Below are 2,101 nucleotides of genomic sequence, written 5' to 3' on the forward strand. Positions count from 1 at the left end.
GAAGTCGTGTTTCCGGTAGTTCACCAGGATGGATGCGCCCAGTTCGGCGCATCTCTCCAGCTTCTGAGGTGAGCCCGCGGTGACCGCCACCGTGGCGCCGAGGGCGACGCCCACTTGGATCGCCGCGGTGCCGATGCCGCTTGCCCCGCCGTGTACCAGCAAGACATCGCCCGACGAGAGGCCCGCGGCCATCACCAGATTCGACCAGACTGTGCACATCACCTCCGGCAGGCCGGCAGAGGTCACCAGGTCGATTCCAGAGGGCAAGGGAAGGAGTTGCCCCGCAGGGACGGCGGCCCGCTCGGCGTACCCACCGCCGGACAGTAGCGCGCAGGCGCGGTCTCCGATCGACCAGCCCGCGACTGTCGTTCCCACCTCTCGGACGGTGCCGCTGCACTCGAGCCCGGGCCATTCAGGCGCGCCCGCGGGCGGCGGATAGTACCCCTGGCGCTGCAGAAGATCGGCACGGTTGACCGCGGACGCGGCCACCTCGAGCACGACCTCGTCCGGGCCGCAGACCGGGTCCGGCACTTCGCGCCATTCGAGCACATCAGGACCGCCGGGCTCGGTGACGACCATCGCACGCATCATCCCTCCCGGGGTTCACCGGTCGCCGGCTGGTTGTCCGTGCTGTCGAGCGTCGGCGTCGCGTCGCTGGGTGCCGTGTCCGGCGTCTCCGGCCAGGCGGATGCCAGGCCGGCGGCCGTCTCGATGGCTGCGTCGACTTGTGCGGAACCGCCGCCCCTGGTCGCGGCGGCGTAGCCGGCGATGAACGTGGTGATCGGTGCGGCCGGCCGCTCGACGTTGTGCGCGGCGTCCTTGGCCAGGTCGAGGATCGCGCTCGTGTCGACGTCGTCGACCGGTACGTCCAGCTTCTCGCACAACGCGGCGATCCACGCGTCCAAACTCATTCGTCGTCCTTTCGCTCACGGCTGTCAATGCTCCAGCGTGCCAGGTCGGCGGGCGTGTCGATGTCCTCTGCGGCAGATGGGTGCGCGAGTGTCGCGACCCGCATATGCGGTAACAGCGTACGGAAGGCATGGCCGCTCGGGTCTCCGACCGCCTGCAGCGCCGCCTCTAGGGCGAGCCTGTCGTATACCGCGGTCAACGGCTGCTGGCGGCCGTTGACGTCGGTGAGGAGCACGGCGTCGGCTTCGGCTTCGGCGAGGGCGCGCTGCAGCGCCTCGACCGCCTTGTGGGTCACCGACGGCAGGTCCGCGGCCAGTACTGTGACCACCTCGACCGAGCGTGGGAGCTCTCGCAGGCCCGCGGCGAGCCCAGCCAGCGGACCGCCTCCGCTGGGCTCTTCGACGGTCCAACGGACCTCTCGACCGGTGGTCCGGCGGGCACCGACGACGACGATGTCGCTGCAGCCGGAGCATGCGTCGAGGGCGGTGTCGAGCAATGTCCGGCCGTGAACGACGAGGCTCGGCTTGTCGACACCGCCCAGCCGGCGGCCCGCTCCGCCGGCAAGGATCACCGCGCCGCTGTCCGTCACGCGCTACCGTCCTTGCCGTGCGTCGTCACCGGACGGCCACGCCCGTCGGTGCTGTAGCGCCGGGTTGCGCTCACGGGCCGTGGCGATCCGGTCCGGCTCGATCTCGCCGCGAACGGTCCCCTGGGCCTCGCCGGCCGCGGCGACGGCGATTCCCATCGGGTCGACCAGCATGCTCCGCCCGCAGTAGGCCCGTCCGCACTGTGCCGCCGCGACGACGTAGACGGTGTTCTCGATGGCCCGGGCGCGGACGAGAGTCTCCCAATGATCTTCCTTGAGCGGGCCGCGCACCCAGGCCGCAGGCACGACGAGGGTGTCCGCCCCGGCATCGACCAGAGCGCGGGCGTGCTCCGGGAAACGAAGGTCGTAACAGGTCAGCAAGCCGATTCGCAGCCCGTCGAGATCGACGACGGCGGGCTCGGCCGGACCGGCCGACAGCCGGTCGGACTCGCGGTAGCCGAACGAGTCGTAGAGGTGCGCCTTGCGGTACGTGGCACGAAGCGTCCCATCGGGCCCGACCACCACGAGCGTGTTGTACGGGCGTGTCTCGTCCCCGGACTGCTCGAACATCCCGGCGACGACGGTGGCGGAGCTCCGCTTCGCCAC

General features: G+C 70.7%; 4 protein-coding genes. All 4 read right to left on the reverse strand.

Going from position 1 to position 2,101, the window contains the following annotated elements:
• Positions 1–588, reverse strand: a 588-nt coding sequence (locus ELR45_RS39085; protein ID WP_420813951.1) for an alcohol dehydrogenase catalytic domain-containing protein, incomplete at its 3' end; no start/stop codon positions are given.
• Positions 588–911 (reverse strand): DUF6457 domain-containing protein, encoded by a 324-nt coding sequence (locus tag ELR45_RS39090; RefSeq protein ID WP_205857268.1) that lies wholly within the window; start codon positions 909–911, stop codon positions 588–590. The genes ELR45_RS39085 and ELR45_RS39090, both read right to left, overlap by 1 nt.
• Complete coding sequence (gene mobA / locus ELR45_RS39095) at positions 908–1,498, reverse strand: molybdenum cofactor guanylyltransferase (protein WP_205857269.1); 591 nt, start codon at positions 1,496–1,498, stop codon at positions 908–910. The genes ELR45_RS39090 and mobA overlap by 4 nt, the downstream gene beginning before the upstream one ends.
• A 3-nt stretch (positions 1,499–1,501) precedes the next feature.
• On the reverse strand, positions 1,502–2,101 hold a 600-nt coding region (locus ELR45_RS25780; RefSeq protein WP_205857270.1), incomplete at its 5' end, for a carbon-nitrogen hydrolase family protein.

It is taken from the genome of Phytoactinopolyspora endophytica, assembly GCF_004138495.1.
Taxonomy (GTDB): domain Bacteria; phylum Actinomycetota; class Actinomycetes; order Jiangellales; family Jiangellaceae; genus Phytoactinopolyspora; species Phytoactinopolyspora endophytica.

Coding starts and splice junctions, on each gene's coding strand:
- ELR45_RS39090 (WP_205857268.1), bottom strand. CDS start 911: ATGAGTTTGGACGCGTGGATCGCCGCGTTGTGCGAGAAGCTGGACGTA.